At 37.2% G+C, this 19,424-nt stretch carries 17 protein-coding genes, 1 tRNA gene and 1 pseudogene; 2 read left to right on the plus strand and 17 right to left on the minus strand.

The genetic code is table 11. The features are described from left to right. Nucleotides 1-523 precede the first annotated feature (523 nt). The 11 genes and pseudogenes from F0Q01_RS05525 to aroD all read right to left on the minus strand — a co-directional run bounded on the left by F0Q01_RS05525 (nucleotide 524) and on the right by aroD (nucleotide 10,715). Complete coding sequence (locus F0Q01_RS05525; RefSeq protein ID WP_090487048.1) at nucleotides 524-664, minus strand: Maff2 family mobile element protein; 141 nt, start codon at nucleotides 662-664, stop codon at nucleotides 524-526. Nucleotides 665-850: 186 nt separating this feature from the next. After that, nucleotides 851-1,675 (minus strand): HNH endonuclease, encoded by an 825-nt coding sequence (locus tag F0Q01_RS05530; protein WP_090487052.1) that lies wholly within the window; start codon nucleotides 1,673-1,675, stop codon nucleotides 851-853. Then, nucleotides 1,672-3,225, minus strand: a complete 1,554-nt coding sequence (locus tag F0Q01_RS05535) for an AAA family ATPase (protein ID WP_163927156.1) — start codon at nucleotides 3,223-3,225, stop codon at nucleotides 1,672-1,674. Before F0Q01_RS05535 ends, F0Q01_RS05530 begins: the two co-directional genes overlap by 4 nt. A gap of 92 nt (nucleotides 3,226-3,317) precedes the next feature. Further along, nucleotides 3,318-3,747: pseudogene (locus tag F0Q01_RS05540) on the minus strand (TraM recognition domain-containing protein); the annotation flags it as partial. Nucleotides 3,748-4,216: 469 nt separating this feature from the next. Continuing rightward, nucleotides 4,217-5,140 carry a homoserine O-acetyltransferase MetA gene (gene metA, locus F0Q01_RS05545; protein WP_090487057.1) on the minus strand — a complete coding sequence of 308 codons (924 nt, stop codon included), beginning with the start codon at nucleotides 5,138-5,140 and terminating at the stop codon, nucleotides 4,217-4,219. A 37-nt stretch (nucleotides 5,141-5,177) separates the two neighbouring features. Further along, entirely contained in the window at nucleotides 5,178-7,181 is a 2,004-nt protein-coding gene (gene ligA, locus F0Q01_RS05550; RefSeq protein ID WP_090487063.1) for an NAD-dependent DNA ligase LigA, read from the minus strand. A 37-nt stretch (nucleotides 7,182-7,218) separates the two neighbouring features. Beyond that, nucleotides 7,219-7,941 carry a pseudouridine synthase gene (locus F0Q01_RS05555; protein WP_090487066.1) on the minus strand — a complete coding sequence of 241 codons (723 nt, stop codon included), beginning with the start codon at nucleotides 7,939-7,941 and terminating at the stop codon, nucleotides 7,219-7,221. A 70-nt stretch (nucleotides 7,942-8,011) separates the two neighbouring features. Further along, entirely contained in the window at nucleotides 8,012-9,289 is a 1,278-nt protein-coding gene (locus F0Q01_RS05560) for an SH3 domain-containing protein (protein WP_163927158.1), read from the minus strand. 21 nt (nucleotides 9,290-9,310) lie between these two features. Next, a tRNA-Arg gene (locus tag F0Q01_RS05565) sits at nucleotides 9,311-9,384 on the minus strand. 43 nt (nucleotides 9,385-9,427) lie between these two features. Continuing rightward, on the minus strand, nucleotides 9,428-9,946 hold the full coding sequence (locus F0Q01_RS05570) for a shikimate kinase (protein ID WP_090487072.1): 519 nt from the start codon (nucleotides 9,944-9,946) through the stop codon (nucleotides 9,428-9,430). Between the two features lie 13 nt (nucleotides 9,947-9,959). Continuing rightward, nucleotides 9,960-10,715 (minus strand): type I 3-dehydroquinate dehydratase, encoded by a 756-nt coding sequence (gene aroD / locus F0Q01_RS05575; protein ID WP_090487075.1) that lies wholly within the window; start codon nucleotides 10,713-10,715, stop codon nucleotides 9,960-9,962. 145 nt (nucleotides 10,716-10,860) lie between these two features. Here aroD and F0Q01_RS05580 point away from each other — a divergent pair, with 145 nt between their 5' ends. Continuing rightward, the gene (locus tag F0Q01_RS05580; protein WP_090487078.1) at nucleotides 10,861-11,721 is read left to right on the plus strand and encodes a shikimate dehydrogenase; all 861 of its coding nucleotides are present in this window, start codon (nucleotides 10,861-10,863) and stop codon (nucleotides 11,719-11,721) included. 1 nt (nucleotide 11,722) lies between these two features. Then, nucleotides 11,723-12,754 carry a 3-deoxy-7-phosphoheptulonate synthase gene (locus F0Q01_RS05585; protein WP_090487081.1) on the plus strand — a complete coding sequence of 344 codons (1,032 nt, stop codon included), beginning with the start codon at nucleotides 11,723-11,725 and terminating at the stop codon, nucleotides 12,752-12,754. A 63-nt stretch (nucleotides 12,755-12,817) separates the two neighbouring features. Here the strand turns inward: F0Q01_RS05585 and F0Q01_RS05590 are convergent, their stop codons facing one another. The 6 genes from F0Q01_RS05590 to rny all read right to left on the minus strand — a co-directional run bounded on the left by F0Q01_RS05590 (nucleotide 12,818) and on the right by rny (nucleotide 19,299). After that, nucleotides 12,818-13,183, minus strand: a complete 366-nt coding sequence (locus tag F0Q01_RS05590) for a hypothetical protein (protein WP_090487086.1) — start codon at nucleotides 13,181-13,183, stop codon at nucleotides 12,818-12,820. Between the two features lie 6 nt (nucleotides 13,184-13,189). Further along, nucleotides 13,190-13,807 (minus strand): prolipoprotein diacylglyceryl transferase family protein, encoded by a 618-nt coding sequence (locus F0Q01_RS05595; protein WP_090487088.1) that lies wholly within the window; start codon nucleotides 13,805-13,807, stop codon nucleotides 13,190-13,192. 12 nt (nucleotides 13,808-13,819) lie between these two features. After that, a complete protein-coding gene (locus tag F0Q01_RS05600; RefSeq protein WP_090487090.1) occupies nucleotides 13,820-14,179 on the minus strand; it encodes a hypothetical protein in 360 nt (119 codons plus the stop codon). A 15-nt stretch (nucleotides 14,180-14,194) separates the two neighbouring features. Further along, a complete protein-coding gene (locus F0Q01_RS05605) occupies nucleotides 14,195-14,731 on the minus strand; it encodes an NUDIX hydrolase (protein WP_090487092.1) in 537 nt (178 codons plus the stop codon). Between the two features lie 28 nt (nucleotides 14,732-14,759). After that, nucleotides 14,760-17,093, minus strand: coding sequence for a DUF2339 domain-containing protein (locus tag F0Q01_RS05610; protein ID WP_143096637.1), 2,334 nt, complete (start codon nucleotides 17,091-17,093; stop codon nucleotides 14,760-14,762). A gap of 655 nt (nucleotides 17,094-17,748) precedes the next feature. Continuing rightward, entirely contained in the window at nucleotides 17,749-19,299 is a 1,551-nt protein-coding gene (gene rny, locus F0Q01_RS05615; protein WP_330386029.1) for a ribonuclease Y, read from the minus strand. Nucleotides 19,300-19,424: the final 125 nt, after the last annotated feature.

Here is a 19,424-nt window from a genome sequence, read left to right on the forward strand (position 1 = left end):
ATTGCTGTTTTTGGGGATATGTCAAAATTGATAAGGCAAAAGTATTCTTAAATTGGGTACAAAAAACTAAGCCCCTACAAAAGGAGCTATCATAATCCTTTGTTCCCACTATTTGATTATAGTTTTATTTAAGAATACCTTGCCGCATATTTTTTACTCCTTTTCTGGATTAAATCATTGTATCACATCAGTTTTAGGAAAGCAAGTACCTAAAAGAAATTTTTCTTCCCCTTATATGTAACAATCATACCGGCTTCCTAGCGTTCAGAATGTTTTCTGCTGTCTGCTGTGGTGTTTGGTTGGAATTGTCCAACCAAAAGCCGATCCGTGGTGTTGTCTGCATTTTACTAAATACAAATTCAATGTATACAGAAAGATATAAGGAGTGGGAGGGATTCCGCCGTAGTTGGCATTGTAGGAAAATCCAAAAGTTTAGATTTTCCCACAATGCTTATCTTTTGGTCTTTGGTTCGGAATAGTGTAGTGCTGGCGGTCTATCTCTTGTTTTCGGTTGCTTGCTTCCTTACCGTACATGAGCATTTGCACCAGGATTATCGTTTCCAAAGCCCTCAAGAAGGTTTACACCTCCCCAAACAGCAAGACCTCCACCTACTGCCATAACAACCTCACTTAATACCTTTATTCCCTCAGTAATAAAATCCATTTGTGTACCTTGTCCGGACTCTCACCATCATCCTCGTACCTTCATCCGGAAGCAGTGAGCCTCCGGATTTTCCTTTCTTATAATATGTTTATAGTTTCGTCTCATGCCAAAACCCTGCGCCTGATTTTGGGCATAATAATAGACCAGTACTGCTGGGCGTCCCCAGGGTGCTGGTCTATGTAAAAACTATATTAACCATTTACAAAATGTTTTGGCATTTCTCTCAAGTTCCCTATACAATGCAGAACCCCAAGAATTTTTATCATTCTGCTCATAGCTTAACCTTTGTTCTCTTAAATCTTCAATCACATCTAATTCTCCACATTTTTTTAATAGTCTTTGATAATAACCTCTACAATTATTTAAATGTTCATGTGCGCGTGATCTAAAAGTAGCTTTTAAATCGTGTGCTTCCAAATGTACCTCATACTTGTTCCAAAGTAATTCGTCTTTCGATTTATCAAATCCATTATAAAACGTTATAACAAAGGTCTTATCAGTCTTAAATTCAGCATTACATTCAACCCATACATCTTTCATCACATCAAAATATGGATTAAACGGAATAGAATAATAATCAGTATCTAACTCATCACCTTTATCCATATTGCAATCTCTACAAGATGGTACTAAATTAGCTGGTGTAACACATAAAAGGGGATATTTGGCTTTAGGTAAATAATGATCTAAATTTTTCAACTTAGTTCCACCACATATTGGACACAAGCCATTTGCATTTGACATAATTGCCTTATAATAATCGTAGCCAACAGAGCATTGTCGTGCAAATTTATACTTATATACTTTTTTTATTTCTTTCTCATCTCCATCTTTTATGTCATACTGTGGGAAATTCGCAATATCTTTTGGAACATATTTTTCATAAACATCAGCACTTTTTGCTGCTAATTCTAAATAGCCAAGCGCCGTTTTATTCTCCATATCACTCGCACATTTTGCATATATTTCTCTTTTGCTAACATTTTTTAATGGAATATCTAAATTCTTCATTCTGCATTTTTTTGCTTAAGCATCATTCTTACTATGCTTTTTGCTTCATCACCCAATTGATAATTAAATTCTTCTAAAACGCTTTCATAATCCTCACATCTATCAACTGCATTTTGAAGTAATCTATTAAATCCTGTTCTCTTTATTTCAAATCCAAATATTTCATTCATTAAATTACCAATATTTGTTCCAAACGTCTCAATCTCTGGTCTTCTAGCATTAATAATATTTCCGTCTCTACGTAGAATCCAAACACAGGATTTGGGTATTTCTTGTAACACTATAGGTGAATGAGTTGAGATAATAGCTACACCATTTCGCTTAATAAGCATCCTAGATATACCTCTTATCAATGAAGATAAAAGTGGCGGATGAAGATGATTTTCTGGTTCATCTATAAAAACTACTGATTTTTCTACCAAAACATCAATACATCTGGTTATGATTGATAAAACAACTTTATGTCCAGCACTAAGCTGATTAAAAGCTTCAGATGCTGACCACAAAATATCATCCAGCGAAGCATCAATATTTATATCAAAATCATAATTCGACGAAATAAAATTAAACTCTGTCTCTAACATATCAAGAGTATCTCGAAGGTCTTTCCTTTTTGTCATATCCATAAGACAATTTTTAAGGCTACTCATAAATGTCATTTGAACATCATCCAATACACTTAACTCGCCATAGCAGTCTTCGTAAGCATCTTCACTAACAGGCTCAAACTCTTTTCTTATACTTATATTATTAAAATTTTTGCTGAGCATCTCTACTTCAGAATAATCATCAAATGGGTTAAATGAAATACATATCGTATTTTCAAAACTCCCAACCTCATCCTCGTCACTAGTATCCGTATACTTAAACATTCCATTGGTATTGTCATTTTTACAAATAGATTTAACCATATTTTTAATTAAGGTTGTTTTGCCAACACCATTGCTTCCAATAACAGCATGTATATTCGTCGGAGGTAAAACGTCTGGCGTAACCGAAAAGGTTAATTCACAATCCTCAACAAATCTATTATCATTCTTAATTAGATAAGAAAAGTCATACGAGGTTAGAACAGCCTCTCCACGCGCTATTCTTCTAAACTGCCTAAAATATAAAGAATATGATACAGAGCGAAAAAGAGAATTTTCCATAGCATCCTCGTTTTTATATTTTTCATATATACTTGGATTATAAGAAATATCATTAAGCGCCTCTAAAATATTAAAATGACAATTATTCTCACACTCTAATACCAATTTATATGCTTCTGCAGACTGCCATAACGAAAAGAAGTTTGCTGGAAGCGATTCAAATTCAGAATTCAAATAATCACTCGTTCGGCCTGTAAAATCCATAAAATCATTGTCATCTGAATCTGGAGATTCCATACCAATTTTCACCGTGCCGAGTTGATGTTCCTCTCCAGTGCTATCGCAATAACTTGCATGGAAAGTGGTTTTATTACCATAATCATCCCAATTATCTGCATATAATAAAATAACATTTCTCGCGTGTCCGCTTCCCCATCCTTCTGTAATTTTAAACTTCATTTGTTTATATTCCATCTCTAATTATTAATATCAGCACCTCTTCGCACCGCAAATAATTATAACGTATTTACGAATTGAAGAGATGCACTTTTTTAGTTTTTTACAACAAAATATTCTTCCCCCTTCTTAAGCTTAATTCCACCTTTCAAATACTTCTCAATATCTAGCTTATTCCTATCATCAAACTCCCCAGTTTCCTGATACAAAGGATGCTGAGTGACCTCATATTTGTCCGACAAAAATGGCCTCACACCACGAAGCCGAAGAATACATTTATCACCATCCATAACAGTTAACTCGTCCATGGTCATAAGCTCTTTGCCAGTCTTTTGATAGTTAGTAGAAAACGAAGGATTGTCTCCTCGGCTCTCTCCTGTGTTGTACATATCTATAGTTTCTTTTCCCAATGCCTTACATGATCCCTTAAGGGTTGTAGGCTCAGAACCACCTATGAATAACTGAATCCATATTTCCTATGATTGTTTCGAAATGATCTTTGTAGATAGCATTAAGCCGTGATTTAACCTATAAGAATAAATATACTCTACTCTCACTACATCAGATTGTGGCTACCATAACAAAAAAGCAAATAAAAACTTCTATTGAATTTACTTTACGGATACCAATGTAATATCCATTCATTTACCCGTAAAAATATTGGTAAAATGCTATGAGTGTGTATTATCTCCTCTAAGATAATACACACTCATTATATTTTGATCAGATACTCACCATATCTGAACCTAAACCAAGCATAAAAATCCAAAAATTAAGGGTATATTTACATTTCCACAAACTATACCCGTAAAATTTTAAAACAGACCCTTAGTTATGCCCACTGGAGCATTTTCAGCAATATTTTACGCAACCCTCCACCGCTATCAATATAAAAAGAGGTCGCCGCAAACTTTGTGACAACCTCTTCCATAACAAAATTGTTGTGCCGTCATTGACGGCACAATTCTATCTTATTCCATTAAAAATCATCCGGCTATTTCTCCGAAATCTTATTCCACTCATAAGGTGTGTTCTGATATACGTAATAATTCAACCAATTAGAATACAAAATATTGCCGTGGCTTCTCCACTGTAATAGTGGTCTCTGCTCTGGATCATCCTCTGGATAATAGTTGACAGGCAGAGCTATTTCAAGGCCCTTATCTCTATCGCGCTTGTATTCGCTGTCGAGTGTGTAGCGGTCATACTCTGGATGTCCCATGACAAAAATATTGCTGCCATCCTTAGACATGCAGAGGAATACTCCAGCCTCTTCGCCTTTTGCACATACAACCAAATCCTCGCAGGCTTCAATTGCCTCAGTGCTAACGCCTGTATGACGGCTGTGTGGAGCATAAAAAATATCATCAAATCCACGGACAAGTGGTATCTTACGATTCTGTACTCGATGTGGGAACACACCAAACTTCTTGGCATCCAAATCATATTTATTAATGCCATAGCGATAGTAAAGGCCAGCCTGGCATCCCCAACACAAATGAAGCGTAGAAGTTACATGTGTTTTAGTCCACTCGAACACCTTGCAGAGCTCATCCCAATAATCAACTTCCTCAAAAGGCATCTGCTCAAGAGGTGCACCTGTTATGATGAGTCCATCAAAATATCTATCATATACATCCTCAATCTTTTCGTAGAATGTATCCAAATGAGTCTTGCTGGTATTTTTACTTTCGTGACTGCCTACAGTAAGGAATGTCACATCCACCTGAAGTGGAGTATTTGAAAGGGAACGCAACAGCTGAAGCTCTGTAGCCTCCTTCAGTGGCATAAGATTTAAAATACCGATACTAATAGGTCTGATATCCTGATGTGTTGACCTATTCTCATCCATTACAAATATATTTTCATGTTCAAGTATAGCCTTTGCAGGCAAATCATTTTGTGTTCTAATTGGCATAACAATCTCCCATCCAATCCGTCATTCTTCTCTAGTTCTAATTGTTAATAAGTGCAAGCAAGCCAGCCTCATCGAGAACTGTAACTCCAAGGGAATTTGCCTTGTCTAGCTTGCTACCAGCAGCTTCACCAGCCACTAGATAGTTGGTCTTCTTTGAAACAGAGCCAGCACATTTGCCTCCATTTAGCTCAATAAGCTCCTGCGCCTCTTTTCTTCCCATTGTCGGAAGCGTTCCTGTAATAACAAATGTAAGCCCAGCCAGCTTATCAGAAGCCCCTTCCTTTTCTTGCTCTATCATATTAACGCCTGCATCTGCAAGTCGATTAATAATATCCATATTAACACTATCGTGCAAATAATCGTATATAGATTTTGCACTTATTTCGCCAATATCATTAACCTGAACAAGCTCCTCTTCAGTAAGATTCATTATTTTCTTGATATCTTTGAACTGACTAAGCAACGCTTTTGCTGCAGCTTTTCCTACATTTGGAATACCAAAGCCTGTAAAAACTCTAAATGCATCATTTTCTTTTGAAGCCTCGATAGCTGCAAGAAGCTTATCTGTATTTTTTTCCTTACCGATAATGCCCTCGCTAATAAGCTCATCTCGCTTATCCTTCAAAGAAAAGACATCTGCTATATCTTTAATATATCCCCTTCTAACGAGGTCGATAATATATACTTCGCCAAAACCCTTTATGTCCATAGCATCTCTGGAAACGAAATTGATAATATGTCGCTCTAATTGGGCTGGACAGCTAGGATTGGTACATTTCATATCAGCAGTGTCCGCATCTCTCGATACAGGCCCACCACACACAGGACAAACACTTGGAATCACAAAAGTGCTAACACCTGCTGGTCTCTTATCATGCTTAACTTCCTTGACCTTTGGAATAATCTCGCCTGATTTATATACTACAATGGTATCTCCTATGCCTACATCCAAATCATTGATAAAATCCTGATTATGAAGTGTAGCACGGCTTACAGATGTACCGCATAGACGTATTGGCTCAAATACAGCTGTAGGAGTCACTCTTCCAGTTCTACCAACAGAAAGCTCTATATCAAGAAGCTTTGTCTCCTTTTCCTCTGGCGGATACTTATAAGCGATATGACCGCTAGTATATTTAGCACTAGTTGAAAAATCACCTCTGTAGGAAACCTGATCTATTTTCACAACAGCGCCGTCTATATCAAAATCAAAATCCGCACGCTTATCCCCAATCTCATCTATTGCTGCAATAATTTCATCTGCATTAACGCACAGCCTGTGAAATGCTGTAGGTACCCCATGTGCCTCTAGAATATCCATTCCAGCGCAGTGGCTATTAGTAAGCTCCTCAGGTCCCTGCTGTACATTAAATACAAACATCCTAAGACCACGTTCCTTAGTAATGCTAGCATCAAGTTGTCTAAGAGTTCCTGCAGCCAAATTACGAGGATTAGCAGCCAGCTTACCACCGTTTAGTTCCTGCTGCTCGTTATATCTATCAAAATCTTCATGAGCCATATAAACCTCTCCACGAAGCTGAAGTGATTCATATGGAAAATCAAGATACTTGTTAACATCTGGAATAACTAACGCATTTACCGTAACATCCTCACCGATCAATCCATCTCCTCTAGTCTCTGCAAGGGTCATCTTTAGCTTGCCAGCCGAATCCTTCTCATATCGAAGAGTCATACTAAGGCCATCTATTTTTGCCTCCACAGAAAATTTAGCATCGGGATGAACTGATTTAACTTTATCAACCCATGCGACCACATCATCCTTGTTAAAAACATCCTCAATTGAAAGCATAGGGACATCATGTGTCACCTTCACACCTGCCTCACGCTTCGCAACTCCACCTATTTTTTGAGTTGGAGAATCAGGTGTAACCCATTCAGGATGCTCCTTTTCAGCAGCCTTTAATTGTTGCATCAACTGGTCATACTCGAAGTCGCTGATTTCTGGCTCATCCTCGTTATAATATTTATCCATATGATAGTCGATTGTATCAACTAGCTTCTTGTATTCTTCTAATGACATTACTACTCCTTATACATTAAAACTCATAAAAAAAATTCTAGTTCTTAGAACCTTCTAACATCTTCATAAGTTCTTTTATTTCTTTTGAATTTACATCTCGATAGGTATCCTCTTTAAGGTTGCCTAATTCAATATTCATAATGCGAACTCTTTTTAACGTCCTAACCCTATATCCAAAAGTCTGACACATACGTCGAATCTGGCGATTCAACCCTTGGGTCAAAACAATCCTAAACTCTCTGGGTCCAGTTTTAGTCACTCTACATTTCCTAGTGGTCACATCTAACTCTTCTAGGTAGACACCACTAGACATGTCTTTGATAAAATCCGCTGTAATATCCTTATCTACAGTGACAATATATTCTTTTTCATGGGCGTTTACCGCCTTCATAATCTTGTTAACCAAATCACCTTGATTAGTCAAAAGGATAAGTCCTGTGCTGTCCTTATCCAACCTTCCAATTGGATAAATCCTCTCAGGATAATTGATATGTTCTATAATATTATTCTTCTCACGCTTCTCAGCAGTACATACGATACCTGCAGGCTTGTTGTATGCTAGAAGAATATTTTTTTTGCCAACATTTGAAACTATCTGCCCCTTGTAGCGGACCTCATCTGACACAGTGACTTTCATGCCCATGACAGCCGGCTCTCCATTAACTGTCACTTCTCCAGCCTCTATAGCAGCATCTGCAGCCCTACGGCTACACACTCCCGCGTCAGACAAATACTTGTTTAATCTATAAAGCTCTTCCACAAAAAGCCTCCATTTATACTACAATGGAGACCAAATACATGGTCTCCATAAAGCTCATATTAAATCTATTCTATTGCTGTAACAAATCAGTTCTGATATAGCCTTCCTTGTTGCCATATTTAACCTTTGTCCAGCCCTCAGCATAACTCATAATAACTGTTACCTTTTCACCTGAATAAGCAACTGCAACCTTTGATGATGACTGATCCATCTGAGCACGAATATTAGTAGTAGAAGTAAGAGTAATAACTGTACCCTCAGCAACACTTCCGCCTGTTGTAGTCTCTTCATCAGCAGAATCATCAGTACCTGCTTCAGAATCAAGATCAATAGCTGACTTTGTGATATATGCCTGAGTTCCGTTGTAATCGAACTTGTAGAAGTCACCCTCTTCACCGTAAATAGTAACTGTTGTACCTTGTTCTACTGAACCAAGCTTTTCGCTGTCTTTATCAGCCTCTGCTCTAACATTTGCTCTAGCATTTGTTCTACCTGTAGATGTGCTAGCCTCTTCCTCTGCTGGAGCTTCCTCTTCAGCTGCCTCAACCTCTGCTTCCTCAGCTTCTGCTGCTGCGGCCTCTGCTGCTTCCTGCTCAGCCTGTGCCTCAGCTTCTGCCGCTGCTGCGGCCTGCTCATCGTAATCCTTGTTCCACTGAACAATTGCCTCGTGAAGTGTCTCATTCATAAGAGTTGCAAGAGCAGGATCCTTTTTAAGAGCCTCATCATAGCTATCCTGGACATCATTTCTCATATCTCGCAAATCATCCTGACGGATGTAAAGCTCATATAACTCAGAAACTTTTGGATCAAGCTCATATATATTGTTGTTGCGGTTGAATGTACCGTATGTGTTGTTAATATAAAGCTTACCTTGATCATTCTTCTCTACATAGAAGAAATCAAGTCCAGGTACAAGTGTATCGATATTGGTATATTTCAAAGAGACCTCAGTAGTAACTAAATATGAGTCCTTTGTAAGTCCTGGCTTAGTGTAAATCTTAACATCATTGAAACTATCAATGTACTGACTATACAATGCTGTGTAGCTAACTTCCTTGTCGCTCATAGGAACTGCTATAGCCTTAAGTGTATCTAAATCACCACTAGCAAAAGCTGTGTAGTAATCGTTGATTAATTTATCTAGCTCTGTATTCTTGTTTGATTTGGACTTCTTGTAAACACCTGATGTCCCGTTATCGCCTGTATATGGGCTAGTTCCTAAAAATAACACCAATGCCATTGCTATAAAAATACAACCTGCCAAGAAATATCTTTTATTTTTAATTACGAACTCTACGCAAATATCTACTATATTTTTAAATTTTGTTTTTAAATCTTGAAAATTCATGTGCCCTCCAAACTTAATTACTGTAGACGGCCGGATTCGAACCGGCGATCTTCGGAGTCGGAGTCCGATGCGTTATCCAGCTACGCTACGCCTACTAATTAACTTGCCGAATTATTGTAACAAAGGCGCGGCAATAAGTCAATTTAAGCGACCCGCTAAAGCAAGCTGTTTAACGATTTCTGAAGTAACTTCATCCACATTTAAAGTGCTTGCATCAACTGTAATATCTGCTGCGTTTTTATATGCTTCTTCTCTATCGGAAATCATCTTTTTAATATCCTCTAGAGTCTTTCCCTTAACCAGTGGCCGCTTATCATTTCTGTTGACCCTATCGAAAATCACCTCTGGAGTCGCATCTAATCTAACTACGGTGCCACTATTTTTCATTGTATCTACATTCTCCTGCCGAAGAACTATTCCACCACCACAGGAAATGATTTGATTGTTTTCCTTGGCTATTATTGATAACAACTGGCTTTCTGCATTTCTAAAGCCATCTTCTCCCTTTTTTTCAAAAATCTCAGGGATACTCATAGCCTCAACTCTCTCGATAGCTTCATCCATTTCTACCACCTGAAAAGTTAAAAATCTCTGAAGCTTCTTTGCCACAGTGGACTTACCTGTGCCCATGAAGCCAATCAAATATATGTTATTCATAAATTATTCTCCATTATTTCTCTAAAATTTTGATGATAGTATTCATATCATCATAGCTAAGCTGCCCTGGTGCAGATGCAGCATCCAAAGCCGCAAATGAAATACATGACCCAACCAAAGAACCAGCAATTCTAGAAACCTTGCCAAGGGAGCCCATGGAAATAGAACAGATAAGAGCGTCCTCAATCTCTTCATTAACCATGTTAGCCGCCTGCAAAGAACGAACCACGTCATCTCTAGTATTTGGCATAACCGCTAGTTTTAAAATATCCGCTCCTGTATTATGCATCTGACCATATAAATCAATCATATCAAGAAGCTCTGGTGTCTCATGGAAATCATGATGAGAAGCCAATACATAGGCTCCATTATTATGAAGTATATTGATGAAATCCGCCGCATCATCAACATGAGAAATCTCCAAATCAATTATATCAACATATCCTGTAGTTGATACAAAAGAAATAATATCACGGTATAGTTCCTCTGCAATAGCTATCTCTCCACCCTCTACATCTGTTCTGATAGTAAACAGAACCATTGTAGAATCTGTAATCTCGGCTACTCTCCTAAGAGTGTCTTCAAGCACATCCCTATCTTCTAAGAAATCGAAATAATCAGCTCGAAGCTCAATCATTGGAACACTAGCCTCCACACAGTTATTAACTTGCTGAAGGACTGAATCTACAGTGGATGCAACCACCGGTACACAGATACTAACTTTCTGCGATGAAAGCTCCTGTGTCTTTATGATAAGTTCTTTAGACATTATAATCTCCCAGTTAAAACATAAAAACTAACATATAAAAGTATAATTCAAGGGGAAATTATAAGCAATAGTTTAGTTGACTAAAGCGTTCTAATTAAATACAATAATACAAAGTTTTCATACTATTTAGTAGGAGGAAAATGTTATGAATCCTTCAGGTACTACTCGACTCACATGTCTTCTTGGCAGTCCAGTCAGCCATAGTATTTCCCCTGCAATGCACAATACAGCATTTGATGCCCTAGGCCTAGATTACACCTACATGGTATTTGATGTTTCTGAGGAAAATATTAAAACAGCAGTTGATGGACTACGCCTTTTCAATTGCAGAGGCTTTAATCTTACTATGCCTTTAAAAACTGCAGTCATTCCATATTTGGATGAGATGTCAGAGGCAGCTAGATTATCTCACTCTGTTAATACCTGCGTAATCGAAGATGGCAAATTAATTGGACATACCACAGATGGTATTGGATTTTTGCAAGCCATGATAGACAGCGGAATTGAATATAAAGAAAAAGTTCTTACTGTTCTTGGAGCAGGTGGAGCTGCCACATCTATCATTGTTCAAGCTGCCATTGACGGTGTTAGCAAAATCAATATTTTCAAGAGAAAAAATGCATCATTTGACAAGGTAGTAGATTTTGCAGACAGAATTACTAGAGCTACTGATTGTGATGTATTCGTATTCGATATTGCAGACATGACCACACTTGAGTTTTGCTTACAAGAAAGTGACATTCTTATTAATGCCACTAATGTAGGAATGGGTGATGACGACTCTTCTCTCATTCCACCTGAGTTCCTTTACAAGGAATTAATTGTTACTGATGTTATTTATCATCCAGCTTACACCCGTCTATTACAGGACGCTCAAAAAGTTGGATGCAAGGTTATGAATGGAAAATACATGCTTTTATATCAAGGTGCTGCTGCTTTCAAGCTTTGGACCCAAAAAGACATGCCAATTGACCTAATTAAAGAAAAATGCTTCGCGGAGGAATAAAATGAGCTTCAATTACTTAAAGAAAATGCCAACACCTGAGGAAATCAAAGAACAGCTTCCTGTTTCTGAAAAGATTCAAGAGATTAAAAAGCAGCGCGACAAGGAAATCGCTGATATCATCACTGGAAAGGATGACAGATTTTTATGTATCATCGGACCTTGTTCAGCTGACAATGAAGATGCTGTATGCGAATATATCAATAAGCTTTCTCGTGTTGCCGAGGATATAAAAGATAAGGTATTAGTAGTACCTAGAATATACACTAACAAGCCACGTACTACAGGCAGCGGCTATAAGGGCATTGCTTCTCAGCCAGATCCAAACGAGGCACCTGATATGGTTGCAGGACTTATTGCCATGAGAAAAATGCATATCCGCGCTATGACTGAATCTGAGCTTACACCTGCTGACGAGATGCTCTACCCAGAGAACTGGGGCTATGTAGATGATTTACTTTCATATGTAGCAATTGGTGCTCGTTCTGTTGAGGATCAGCATCACCGCCTTACAGTTTCAGGATTTGATGTTGCATCAGGTATGAAGAATCCTACTTCAGGAGATTTCAGTGTAATGCTTAATTCCGTATATGCGGCTCAGCATCCACACCACTTCACTTTTTCTGGCTACGAGGTTAAGACCAGCGGTAACCCACTGGCTCACACTATTCTTCGTGGCGCTGTTTCAAAGCACGGCAACAGCACTCAGAACTACCACTACGAGGACCTTATTCGCCTTCATAACATGTACGAGGAAATGGACCTTGTTAATCCAGCTTGCATCATCGATGCTAACCACTCAAATTCAAACAAGCAGTTCAAGGAACAAATTCGAATCGTAAAAGAGGTAATGCACAACAGAAACCATTCAGACGATATCAAAAACCTTGTTAAGGGTGTCATGATAGAGAGTTACTTAGTGGAGGGCAATCAGCCTATTTCAGACCACCAGACATACGGTCAGTCAATCACAGATCCATGCCTTGGTTGGGAAGATACCAGACACTTACTCTACACAATTGCAGAGCGAAACTAATACAAAAATCCTCGAGCTTTGGGGAGCTTCCCAAAGCTCGAGGATTTTTTATCTTATAACCTTTTATAAGATGCCAAAACTGCCACAAACTGATTCTATTACAAAATACATAGCTACCATTGCTATCATAAAAATATTTATAACAAACAAAAATATTGTAATAACTATGCTTAAAACCTTATTCCCAAAAGTATTATGCGCACCCCATCTCATACTTTTTGTCATAAGTTTAAATGTTATGACAATCAATCCAATCATACAAGCAATTGTCAAATTATCCCCCACATTATCGCCCGTAAGTATGCCTAATGCTAGAATTGCAATCCCCACAAATAGTAAAATGTTTTTTACACTTATTATTTTTCGTTCTTTGCACGTGCCCATGTTGTTCAAATCGTTCTCTAAATCATTCATCTGATTATTTTCCATAACTTTTTACATACTCCGTGTATTCTTAAATCTAATATTACTGAAAGCCATCGTAATTACGATAATTACCCCGCACAATATTTGATTCATTGATATCAAGCTATCATTATGGGTAAATCTAAAGAAATCCAATACTATTTTCAATAAAGTATATACGATGATTGCCACATACAAATCATATTTATTTTTAATTCTAAACATGCAAGATATTAAAAAAGCTATGATAAAACATACAGCTTCCACCTTCTGAATTGGAAAAATAGCACCATGAATTAATCTACCACCACAGCACCCTCCAATGGAACATCCTATTTTACCAATTCCATACATAATTGGTGCTGCTATTACAATAGATTCTAAATACTCTCTTTTGTATTCTGGTGTTATTTTTCCCATTGTCACATAGGCGATATAGCCCCCTAACACACCTCCAAGGGAATAAAATCCCATAGATTTAAATCCAGATTTCACCAAAGGAATTCCTAGACTTACACAAGGAACCAAAATAAATAAGATCATTAGAAAATATATTACATATTCTACCTTTACTTTGTGCAATATCAAATCAACTGCAACGACTATGTATCCAACTAATAACGAAATAATAATTAATAATAAATACATAAATTTCCTAAATTAAAATAACAGCATCACACCCGCGCTCGCACATTGATTTAACGTGCTTACCATCATATGCATAATATAAATAGCATAAAGAAGCCCGATAATAAACAATAATACTATTAATGAATATAAAACCAGTGCTACAATAGCAATTGGATTCTTAGGATTATAAACCATGGCAATAATCATAGTTACTATACCTGCAATAAATAATCCAAACCAAATAAATCCTATCAATCCATTTAATGATTCAGGAATTCCTGAAGAGTTCCGAATCCCCGAAATAACACCCATTCCAATTATATTCGCCACTAACAAAACAAGTGAAATAATTGAACATCTCTTTGAACTTTTCATTTTATCCTCTAACATCGTTATACCTCCCTTTTATCTTCTAGCTGCGTAAGCCATAATAGCAGCTACTGTCTTTGAATCCTGAAGCTTTCCTTCATAGCACATATCCATAAGATCCTTTAAATCCCATTCTTCAATGTCAATTTCTTCTGATTCATCCAGGTGCTGCTCACCTACTTTTTCAAGCTCTGTAGCCAAATAAACATCAATGAACTCATTACAGAAAGCAACTGTAGATTTTAAAGATAAGAGTTTTTCAAGCTTTCCTGCTCTATATCCTGTCTCCTCCTCAAGTTCGCGCTCTGCGCAAATTCTAGTATCTTCATCCACTGAATCTCGCTTACCGGCAGGTACCTCTAAAGTCTCCCTGTCGATTGCATTTCTGTACTGACGTACCATAAGGATTTTGCCATTAGGCTTGACAGCGAGCACACACGCCGCCCCCATTCTGTGGCTTACAAAATCCCACTTTTCTGTCTTTCCATTTGGAAGCTGCATAGTATCCTCATAAATATCAAGAATATTTCCAGAATGGATTAGCTCCCTATTAATTCTTTTAATTTCTTTCAAGTCCTTTTCTCCTCGTCTTCTATTTATTTTATGCTTTATCACTCACATCCAGCTTGTGATATATAAAACTAATTGCAAAGCAAAGCATACCACAGACCAAAAAGCCAAGGGCTCTAATAGGCAGGCTGTTGTAACTAATATCCCAAAGGATAAGCTTTACAATACTAAACATTGATAACACCAGCCCGTATATACGAATTGGTTTATTTTCTTTTTTGAAGCCTATAACAATTGACGTAATAGCAATCAATAAATATGTAATGGAGAATACAAATCCAGGTGCCGAACATACTCCAAGAATTATAATCGCTGCCACTGTATATTTAATTACAATATACAATCCAAAACCTGGATTTATTCTCACAAGATTTGTAGTATTTACTCCAAATAAACCCAACAGAATCAGAGATAACAATGTAGTTTCAACAGCGCCATCTGCAACACCAAGCGCAGCTATTGCTCCAACCATCAAAAGTGAATTTATAATCCAAAAAACTACATTATCCTCTTCATCAATACTAGTCCATTTTTTATTTAAAACAACCAGCTGAATCACCAAACTGATTCCAAGAATAATTATATTTTTAATATCATAATTCAACCAAACATTACTATCTATAACATTAATAAAATCAATTAACACAAGATATCCAATAGCATAGGCTACATTATTGTACTTAACTGCCTTAGCCTTCTTGTTTTCAAAAATGACATCCGCCAATAATAATCCATAACATACTAATTCACAAATTATTCTAAGCCAAGAATCTCGATCAAAATTAACAACTGGGTACAATGCAAGAACCCCGGCCAATATTCTAAAATGAACATGCTGTAATTTGCGACCATAATATAATAATCCAGCCGCTATAAGTGGAACCAAAATAAATCCTTCTATAGTGCTATTAATTAATATTGTTCCCAAAATACTTACTACACAAAATACCTGGAAAATTATCCCCATTGTTTTATCACTATAACTCAGAAGATATTTTTCAAATAACGCAATAGCAAAAACATCTATAGCTATAGAAAGAATCCACATTTCCTTCATCAGGTGAAAACCTTCATGCCTACAAATAATCTGCGCTAATAAAACATGATTTACAACAAATGTTGTAATCAGTAACTGCACAAACGAAAAAGCTTTTTCATTATCAGTCTTAACAAATCTATCTGCAACCACCCCAGTGAAAACAACAAAGAAAATTGCAAGGATAAATCCAATCCAATCAATTCCCATTGGATAATATTCAAGATTAGAAAATTTATAAACAATCAAAGCATACAATGTAATTATCGAAGTAATAACTACTCCTCCACACCACATAATAAAATAGCCGTAATACTGCTTTTTTACAAAATTTGCAATGATAAAAGGCAATTCCGTTAACAGAAACAGAATCATCATAAAAGTTAAATTAAAGTCGCTTCCCAGAAAATCGATTGTAAGACACATAGACACTAAGATACCTATTTGACCTATAGCAGAAAAGATAAGGGATCTTTTAATGCCAAGATAACTTACAAAAATATCCCATAGTAATAAAAGAATATAAAGTACTATGAAATTATAGAATTCAAAATACGAATAGGAAATAATTGCAGAAATCAAAAGTGAGCCAACACCGCAGGCAGTCAGTGCAATAAATCCTTTATTTTTACCAGTGAACTTTTCTCCAACTCCTATAAGCCCAAAACTAAATAGGAACATTGCTACCATTTTAATCTCATCTGTAAGCACAGGTACAATAACTGTCGCAAACATAGCAAGAGCAATAAAAATCAAAACAGATGCTCCGGCAGCCATAGTGTTCTTACCTATGAATCTCTCCAACTTGCCAGTCTGCTGCTGATTCTTACTAACAACAGGCTCAACAACCTTCTGTTCTTGACCAACTGTCTCTATTTTAATTGTCCCCTGCTGTATGATAGGAGAAATTGACTCATGCATATTTACAGCATTATCAAAAACCTCCTCTTCATTCTGTGTTGAATCTACAGCTTTATATTCTACTGTATTCTGGTCATCATTGTTAACTTCCGGCTGAGAAATACTTGGATTTGAAGTAAATACCTGAGACTGTGCATCCAACTGTTCTTCAACTGATATTGCTTGATTCAATGTATTATCAGCTATCGTACTAGTGAATGCCATATCATCCGAATTAGCAATTGATTGCTCAACCTCTTTGGATTCTATTAACGAATTATCAATTGAACGTTCTATCTCATTAGCTTTCATAACCTTGATATCTTGCTTGAGATTTGAAAGCTCAATACTTGCAGAAGAAAGCGTTCTAACAATAGCGTCTATCCTTTCTTCCATTTCATCCAATCTCTGATTAACCTGTTCCATCATAGCTTCTCCCTTTTCTTACTATATGCAACCGTTCATATAAGTAGTATTCTACTACTCCTATTGCTATATTGCAAGTCCTTTCTTAAAAACCACCAACAACCGTCTCAACTCCCCTCTAACTACTGCTTAATTCACTATTTCTAAATTTGGCAGTACCCATATTTAATATTTCTACTGCTTATTACTAAAATCTATCTCTAGGCAGTAGTATTGTCATAGCCTACTACTGCTTATATTAAATAATCCAAATAAGGCAGTACCATTTTTTAAATTTTCTACTGCCTATATCACATATTTCAGCTCAGGCAGTATTATTTTCCAATATCCCTACTGCTTAAATCGAGCAATCCTATTTAAGCAGTAACATTTCTTAAGTTTACTACTGCTTATATCACATATTTCAGCTCAGGCAGTATTATTTTCCAATATCCCTACTGCTTAAATCGAGTATTCCTATTTAAGCAGTATCATTTCTCAAATTTACTACTGCCTATATCACATATTTCATTTCAGGCAGTAGCCTCCCCAGATTCCCCTACTGCCTAAATCCAAAAATCCTTTACAGGCAGTAGCATTCCTAAAAACTTGCCCGCCTCAGTAAAAATTCCCTAAAAATGGGTTCAAAAAAAGCGGGTGGATAACCACCCGCTAAATTTTACTTTGCGTAATCAGTAACTCGTGACTCACGAATAACATTAACCTTAATCTGTCCAGGATATTCAAGCTGTGACTCAATCTGCTTTGAAATATCTCTAGCCATGATTACCATATCGGCATCTGTTACCTGTTCAGGAACAACCATGATTCGAATCTCTCTACCTGCCTGAATAGCAAAAGATTTCTCAACACCCTTAAATCCGTTTGAAATTTCTTCAAGTTCTTTTAATCTGTTAGTATATGTCTCCATCGCCTCGCGACGAGCACCAGGTCTAGCTGCGCTAATAGTATCAGCTGCCTGTACAATACAAGCAATAAGTGTCTCTGGCTCAACATCACCATGATGTGCCTCAACAGCGTTAATAACTGTCTGTGACTCCTTATACTTGCGACATAAATCAGCACCAAGCTGTACATGAGTACCCTCTTGCTCTCTATCTACAGCCTTACCGATATCATGGAGTAATCCGGCGCGCTTAGCCATGCGGACATCAAGTCCAAGCTCAGCTGCAAGTAAGCCTGATAATTGAGCAACCTCGATAGAATGCTTAAGTACATTCTGTCCGTAGCTGGTTCTAAATTTCATCTTACCTAAAAGTCTAAGAAGCTCTGGGTGAATACCCTGAACACCAACCTCAAGAGCGGCTGCATCGCCTTCTTCTCTAATTTGCTGCTCAACTTCTTTCTTAGCCTTCTCTACTGTCTCCTCGATTCTAGCTGGATGAATTCGTCCGTCTACAATGAGCTTTTCAAGTGCGATACGTGCAATCTCACGTCTCACTGGATCAAATGCTGATAAAATAACTGCCTCAGGAGTATCATCAATGATAAGCTCTACACCTGTCATTGTCTCTAAAGTACGAATATTTCGTCCCTCACGACCAATGATACGTCCCTTCATCTCATCATTAGGAAGCTGCACAACAGAGATTGTAGTCTCTGCAACATGATCTGCTGAACATTTCTGAATAGCACTAACAACAATGTCACGTGCCTTTTTATCAGCTTCATCTTTTGCCTGTGCAAGGCTTTCCTTAATAAGCTTTGCTGCGTCTAATTTGACGTCTTCTTCTACAGATTTTAAAAGTTGTTCTTTTGCTTGTTCGGAGGTAAGTCCTGAGATTCTCTCTAGTTCCTGTATACGCTGTTGATTAAGCTTAGCAACCTCTTCACGCTGCTTGTTAAGCTGCTGTTCCTGACGAGCAAATTCAGCTTCCTTTTTCTCGCATGCATCTAATTTCTTTTCAAGGTTATCTTCCTTCTGTGAAATTCTATGCTCACTTCTCTGAATCTCTGCTCGGCGCTCACGGATTTCCTTATCGAGATCGTTCTTCTGTCTCATGGCATCTTCTTTTGCCTCAAGCATGGCCTCTCTCTTTTTAGCCTCCGCGCTCTTAACTGCCTCATCAATAATCTCACGAGCCTTTTCCTCAGCCGAGCCAATCTTTCTTTGGCCTTGTTTCTCGTGAATATTATTAGAAACAATAAGAGTACCCACAACTGCTACAACAGCAACGACAATTGCAACAATAATCGTTACTACGTCCACAGGAGCACCTCCTTATTTAATTTTCTAATTGGAATATAAAATAAAAGCTATAATGCTCTCATTTATAAACTTCAACATATTTAGTTTAACTGTCTAAAGTACGTCTGTCAAGACTAGTATACTAG

The sequence above is a fragment of the Pseudobutyrivibrio xylanivorans genome (assembly GCF_010906925.1).
In the GTDB taxonomy this organism is placed as follows: Bacteria; Bacillota; Clostridia; order Lachnospirales; family Lachnospiraceae; genus Pseudobutyrivibrio.